6 protein-coding genes are annotated in these 6,720 nt (G+C 71.7%); 3 read left to right on the top strand and 3 right to left on the bottom strand.

Features of this window, described 5'->3' with window-relative positions:
• Positions 1-548 (bottom strand): cbb3-type cytochrome c oxidase subunit I (locus ACZ4SF_RS04870; protein WP_468378235.1); only part of this gene is annotated, 548 nt, incomplete at its 3' end.
• Complete coding sequence (gene ctaC / locus ACZ4SF_RS04865; RefSeq protein WP_468378233.1) at positions 545-1,513, bottom strand: aa3-type cytochrome oxidase subunit II; 969 nt, start codon at positions 1,511-1,513, stop codon at positions 545-547. The genes ctaC and ACZ4SF_RS04870, both read right to left, overlap by 4 nt.
• Positions 1,514-1,814: 301 nt before the next feature.
• Here ctaC and ACZ4SF_RS04860 point away from each other — a divergent pair, with 301 nt between their 5' ends.
• Positions 1,815-3,191, top strand: coding sequence for an aminotransferase class V-fold PLP-dependent enzyme (locus tag ACZ4SF_RS04860; protein WP_468378231.1), 1,377 nt, complete (start codon positions 1,815-1,817; stop codon positions 3,189-3,191).
• A 103-nt stretch (positions 3,192-3,294) separates the two neighbouring features.
• Here the strand turns inward: ACZ4SF_RS04860 and ACZ4SF_RS04855 are convergent, their stop codons facing one another.
• Positions 3,295-4,269 carry a carbohydrate kinase family protein gene (locus tag ACZ4SF_RS04855; RefSeq protein WP_468378228.1) on the bottom strand — a complete coding sequence of 325 codons (975 nt, stop codon included), beginning with the start codon at positions 4,267-4,269 and terminating at the stop codon, positions 3,295-3,297.
• Positions 4,270-4,401: 132 nt separating this feature from the next.
• Between ACZ4SF_RS04855 and ACZ4SF_RS04850 the strand changes: the two genes are divergently transcribed.
• Positions 4,402-4,611: a hypothetical protein gene (locus ACZ4SF_RS04850; RefSeq protein ID WP_468378226.1), complete on the top strand. Its 210-nt coding sequence runs from the start codon at positions 4,402-4,404 to the stop codon at positions 4,609-4,611.
• Positions 4,612-5,131: 520 nt separating this feature from the next.
• On the top strand, positions 5,132-6,658 hold the full coding sequence (locus ACZ4SF_RS04845; RefSeq protein ID WP_468378224.1) for a hypothetical protein: 1,527 nt from the start codon (positions 5,132-5,134) through the stop codon (positions 6,656-6,658).
• Positions 6,659-6,720: the final 62 nt, after the last annotated feature.

Below are 6,720 nucleotides of genomic sequence, written 5' to 3'. Positions count from 1 at the left end.
CCGGAGAAGGCCAGACCCATGATCCACAGGTCGGCGCCGATGCCCGGCGAGCGGACCGCGTCGGACAGCGGGGAGTAGGCGAACCAGCCGAAGTCGGCCGCACCCTGCGGGGTGAGGAAGCCGCCCACCGCGATGGTGGAGCCGAACAGGTACAGCCAGTAGGCGAACATGTTCAGCCGCGGGAACGCCACGTCGGGCGCGCCGATCTGCAGCGGCATGATCCAGTTCGTGAAGCCGGCGAACAGCGGCGTCGCGAACATCAGCAGCATGATCGTGCCGTGCATCGTGAACGCCTGGTTGAACTGCTCGTTCGACATGATCTGCAGACCCGGCCGGGCCAGCTCGGCGCGCATCAGCAGCGCCATCACGCCACCGATCAGGAAGAACGCGAACGAGGTGACCAGATAGAGCGTGCCGATCGTCTTGTGGTCGGTGGTCGTCAGCCACTTCACCACGACATTGCCGGGCTGCTTGCGCCGGACCGGCAGCTCGTTCTCGTACGAGTCTTCAGCTGCCGCGGCACCCTGGGGTTCGTTGAGGATGCTCACAGGATGTTCGTCCTCTGGTTCTTCTCGTGGCTCGTCTGCGCGATGCCGGCTGGAATGTAACCGGTCTGCCCCTTCCGCGCGAGCTCCTTGAGGTGCTGCTCGTAGCGCTCGGGGGAGACGACCTTCACGTTGAACAGCATCCGCGAGTGGTCGACGCCGCAGAGCTCGGCGCACTTGCCGAGGAAGGTGCCCTCCTTGTTGGGAGTCACCTGGAAGGCGTTGGTGCGGCCCGGGATGACGTCCTGCTTCATGAGGAACGGCACCACCCAGAAGGAGTGGATGACGTCACGCGAGGTGAGGACGAAGCGGACCGTCTTGCCCTTGGGGAGCCAGAGCGTCGGACCAGGGTTGTCCGTCTGCGGGTTCCGCGTGCCGGGCGTACCGACGTCGTAGACGCCACCGGCGTTCGCCGGGAACGCGTCCTTGAACCGGTTCGGAATCGCGTCCAGGTTCTTGTCGGTCTTGGCGTCGCCGGTGGAACCAGGCACGTCCTCGATGTAGTTGAAGCCCCAGCTCCACTGGAAGCCGACCACGTTGACCGTGACGTCCGGCTTCTTGTCAGTGAGGCTGAGCAGCTTCGACTCGTCCCGGGCCGTGAAGTAGAAGAGCACCGAGATGATGATGATCGGGACCACCGTGTACAGGGCCTCGATCGGCATGTTGTACCGGGTCTGCGGAGGTACCTCGACCTTGGTGCGGCTGCGCCGGTGGAAGAAAGCACTCCACAGGATCAGGCCCCACACCAGCACGCCGACGGCGAGCGCAGCCGCCCAGGAACCCTGCCACAGGGAGAGGATCCGCGGAGCCTCTTCCGTGGTCGGGGTGGGCATACCAAGGCGGGGGAAGTCTTCCCAGTTGTACGAGCAACCGGTGGCTGTCGCCAAGACCAGGCCCGCGGTCATTGCCTGCAGCAGCTTCCGCCGCATCGGGCGCCGCGGCGAGCGGTCGGAGCCGTTGGGACTCACGTAGCGCCTTCCCGAGAGTCTCGCCCGCGCGGTTGGCTGCGGCCTTCTCGCTGGTCGGTCGCCGCCCTGCGTCGGGCAGGGGTTTGGATGTTTATGCGGACCAAACCCTAGCCGACGCTCTTCGGGGCTTCGCGGGGAGGGGGGCATACGCGCCGCGTCTCACTCCGACGGGGTGGGATTGGGCGCTTATTAGCTCGGGTTGTCGCGGTTTGCATTGCGCGTGCAGGCCGGTTGTGGTTCTCCCCGCGGTTCCCCGCGCCCCTGTGGCCGGCTGCCCCTCATCAGGTTCTACCGTTGTTCTGTGTCCTACTTCGACGCTGCCTCCGCCGCCCCTCTCCACCCTGTTGCCCAGCAGGCGCTGTTGGCCTCCCTGGAGGACGGGTGGGCCGATCCTGCGCGCCTGTACCGGGAGGGGCGCAAGGCCAGGATGCTGCTGGACGCCGCCCGGGAGGCGGCTGCCGAGGCGGTGGGCTGCCGGGCCGACGAGGTGGTGTTCACCTCGTCGGGGACGCGGGCCGTGCACAGCGGGATCGCGGGGGCGTTGGCCGGGCGGCGGCGGGTCGGACGCCACCTGATCGTGTCGGCGGTCGAACACTCCTCCGTACTCCATTCGGCGGAGGTGTTCGAGGCCGAGGGCGGGACGGTCAGCCAGGTGCCCGTGAACCGGGCCGGCACCGTCGATCCGTCGGTGTACGCGGCCGCGCTGCGCCCCGACACCGCGCTCGCCTGCCTCCAGTCGGCCAACCACGAGGTGGGCACCGCCCAGCCGGTGGCCGAGGTGGCCGAGGTGTGCCGGGCGGCCGGGGTGCCGTTGCTGGTGGACGCGGCGCAGTCACTGGGGTGGGGGCCGGTGGCGGGCGGCTGGTCGCTGCTGGCGGCCAGTGCGCACAAGTGGGGCGGGCCGTCCGGGGTAGGACTGCTCGTCGTCCGCAAGGGCGTGCGGTTCGCCGCCCAAGGACCGGTGGACGAGCGGGAGTCGGGCCGGGCGCCCGGGTTCGAGAACATCCCGGCGATCGTGGCGGCCGTGGCCTCGCTGCGCGCGGTACGGGCCGGGGCGGCCCAGGAGGCGGCACGGCTGCGGGACCTGACGGAGCGGATCCGGACACGGGTGCCGGAGCTGGTGCCGGACGTGGAGGTGGTCGGCGACGCCGAGCACCGGCTGCCCGGGATCGTCACGTTCTCCTGTCTCTACGCCGACGGCGAGGCGCTGCTGCACGAGCTGGACCGGGCGGGCTTCTCGGTCTCCTCCGGCTCCTCCTGCACGAGCAGCACGCTGACGCCGAGCCATGTGCTGAAGGCGATGGGGGTGCTGAGCGAGGGCAACGTACGGGTCTCCCTGCCGCCCGGCACCGCCGAGGCGGACGTGGAGCGGTTCCTGGAGGTGCTGCCGGGCGCGGTGACCGGCGTACGGGAGAAGCTGGGCGCCCCGGCTCCCACGACAGCCGTCCGCGCCGCGGAACTGGTCGTCGACTCCCTCGGCAAGCGGTGCCCGATCCCGGTCATCGAGCTGGCCAAGGTGTTCGGGGACGTGCCGGTGGGCGGGACCGTCCGGGTCCTCTCCGACGACGAGGCGGCCCGCCTGGACATCCCGGCGTGGTGCGAGATGCGGGGCCAGGAGTACGTAGGGGAGGAACCGGCGGAACGGGGTACGGCGTACGTCGTACGCCGACTGAGCTGACCGAGCCCGAGACCGCGCCCACGGACGCCCGGGGCACAGCCGCCGGGCAGGGGCGCGGGGAACTGCGCGACCAGCCCCCACGCACCCGCACCGGAGAGCGACCTCAGCGCAGGTGGGCCTGCACCTCTTCCGCCGCCGACTCCCCGTACGCCTTGGTGAACCGCTCCATGAAGTGACCCCGGCGCAGCTGGTACTCCTGCGTCCCCACGGTCTCGATGACCAGGGTCGCCAGCATGCAGCCCACCTGGGCGGCGCGCTCCAGCGAGACGCCCCAGGCCAGCCCCGACAGGAACCCGGCGCGGAAGGCGTCGCCGACACCCGTGGGGTCGGCCTTGCGGTCCTCCTCCGGGCAGCCGACCTCGATCGGGTCCTCGCCCTGCCGCTCGATGCGTACGCCCCGTGCGCCGAGCGTGGTGACGCGATGGCCGACCCGGGACAGGATCTCGGCGTCGCTCCAGCCGGTCTTCGACTCGATGAGGCCCTTCTCGTACTCGTTGGAGAAGAGGTAGGTCGCGCCGTCCAGCAGGATGCGGATCTCGTCGCCCTCCATGCGGGCGATCTGCTGGGAGAAGTCGGCGGCGAACGGGATGTTCCGGGTGCGGCACTCCTCGGTGTGGCGGAGCATCGCCTCGGGGTCGTCGGCGCCGATGAGGACCAGGTCGAGGCCGCCCACGCGGTCGGCGACGGTCTTCAGCTCGATGAGGCGGGCCTCGCTCATGGCGCCGGTGTAGAAGGAGCCGATCTGGTTGTGGACGGCGTCGGTCGTGCACACGAAGCGGGCGGTGTGCAGGGTCTCGGAGATGCGGACCGACTCGGTGTCCACTCCGTGCCGGTCGAGCCAGGCCCGGTAGTCGTCGAAGTCGAAGCCCGCGGCCCCGACGAGGACCGGACCGGTGCCGAGCTGGCCCATGCCGAAGGCGATGTTCGCGCCGACGCCGCCCCGGCGCACGTCGAGATTGTCGACCAGGAAGGAGAGCGAAACCGTGTGCAGTTGGTCCGCTACGAACTGGTCGGCGAAGCGGCCGGGGAAGGTCATGAGGTGGTCGGTGGCGATGGAGCCGGTGACTGCGATGCGCACGACGGAGATTCTCCTGCGGGGAGGCTGAGTTGACAGTCCACGCTACCCGGTCGGGAGGCCGCCGCTGAAGCAGGCAAAACTACCCGATAGTAGATCTTTCTTCGCGGCCTCTGCCGTGCCTACGGTTCGGTCATGGCGAACCTCAAGGGCTCTTCCTCCGTCCCGGCCGACTTCGACGGCGATCTTGCCGCGCTGCGCAGCGACTGCGTCCGGATGGTCCCCCACTGGGCGGTCCCGCAGCACGCCGAGCCCCGGCCCGTGCCGCCGTCCCTCATCCACGGGGTGAAGGTGCCGGCGCGGTCCGCCCGGCTGCTGGACGCGATGTCGGACTACGGCGACTGACCCACGGTGGCGTGACCTGCGGGGCATGAGCTGCGGGGGACCTGCGGCGCGTGTCCTGCGGGGCATGAGCTGCGGGACGTGAGCTGCGGCGCGTGACCTCCCGGGCGTGTCCTGCGGGACATGAGCTGCGGGCGCCCCGCAGGGAACCGTACGCTCCTCTCCCGCGTCCCATCGCCGTCCCCCGCGCAGGGGATGCGGGACACGACCCACGAGGAGCGATGCGGTGAACACCGAGCGGCCTGAGAACTCCGGGAACGCGGAGGTTCCGAAGGCATCCGAGGAACATGCGGCCGAGAACCGAACGCCCGAGGACTCCGAGGTGGCGTCGACGGCGGACCGTGCGCCCGGGGACTCCGAGGGGGCATCGGCTACGGACCGTACGCCCGAGGGCCCCGACGGGGCGCCGGCAGCGGACCGTGCGACCGGGAGCTCCGAGGAGGCGTCGGCTACGGACCGTGCGGCCAGGGACTCCGGGGAAGGTGCGGCCGGGGACTCCGGGGAAGGTGCGGCCGGGACGGCGGTGGCCCGCGACGGCGGCGGCGATCAGGATCCGGACGGCCCGGACGGGCGGCGGAGGTCGTCCCCTGTCGTCGCGGCCGTCGCCGCCGCGGCCGTGCTGCTGGTCGGCGGTGGCGGCGCGTACTTCGCCGCGACCCACGCCACCGGTGGCCGTACGGACGGCGGCCCGGCCGCGTCCGGCGGTGGCGCCACTCCCCCGCCGCTCACCCTGGACGGCTGGGCGACCGACGGCACCGGCGGTGTCGCGCCCGGCGAGCCGGACCCGTACGGCGCCCGGTACGTGGCGCGGGGCGAGCTGCCGGACGGGCCCGGCTCGGCGCCGGTGTACGAGCCGGGCGCCGTGGTCGGCCGGGAGCAGGTGGCGCGGCTGGCGAAGGCGCTCGGTGTGACGGGGGCGCCGGTGGCCGAGGGGCGGAACTGGCGGGTCGGCGGGCAGGACGGCACCGGGCCGAGCCTGCAGGTGAGCCGCGACGCGCCGGGCAGCTGGACCTTCAGCCGGTACGCGCCCGGCACCGACGACTGCCGGAAGGTGACCGTCTGCGCGCAGGACCCGGGTGCTCCGGCCGGCGACCCGGTGAGCGTGGCGGCGGCGCGGAAGGCGGCGGCACCTGTGCTGAAGGCGGCGGGGCTGGACGACGCGAAGATCGACGCGAGCCAGGTCATGGGCGCCCAGCGGGTGGTCAACGCCGACCCGGTGATCGGCGGGTTGCCCACGTACGGCTGGACGACCGGGCTGACCGTCGGCCGGAAGGGTGAGCTGGTCGGCGGCCACGGGCTGCTGGCGACGCCGGTGAAGGGCGACACGTATCCCGTGGTGGGCGCGGAGAAGACGCTGGAGCTGATGAACGGGGCGGCGAAGCGGGACCACCGGATGGGGATCGGCGGCTGTGCCAGCCCGGTGCCGCTGAAGGACCGGCTGGAGCAGCCGTGCGGGGCGTCCACCGGGGTGCCCGGGCAGGGCGGGAACACGGTCACCGTGGAGAAGGCGGTGTTCGGGCTGGCCGCGCAGTCCGTCGGCGGCCGGCAGACGCTGGTGCCGTCGTGGCTGTTCCAGGCGCGGGGGTCCACGGCGGGCGACGGCTTCACGGTGACGTATCCGGCGATCGACCCGGAGTACCTGGCGTCGGCGTCCGCGCCGTCGTCTCCGTCCTTGCCGCCGGCTTCACCCTCGCCCTCGTCCGCGTCCTCGTCCGCGAAGCCGGAGACGCCCGGGGCGCCGCGGAAGAGCCGCAGCGTGCAGGTGAACGCGTACACGGTCGACGGCACGAAGCTCCTGGTGAGCTTCTACGGCGGGGTCTGCGCGGACTACAGGACGTCGGCGCAGGAGACCGACGGCCGGGTGACCGTGCGGGTCACGGAGACTCCCTGGCCGGGCAAGGTGTGCGTGCTGATCGCGCAGGAGTACGTGAAGACCGTGCGGCTGGATGCGCCGCTGGACGGGCGGACGGTGGTCGGGACCGACGGCAAGGAGATCCGGAAGGCGAAGCCGGGCTCGCTGAAGCCGGACTCGTCGGCGCAGCCGCGCTGACCCGTCACCGCGTCCCTCCGGCTCCCCCGGCTCCGTGCCGCTGCTCGCGGCTCTTGCGGACG

This window comes from Streptomyces sp. NPDC027663 (assembly GCF_055566415.1).
The sequence above is the reverse complement of the archived record's forward strand: the minus strand, read 5'-3'. Positions and strand labels throughout refer to the sequence as shown.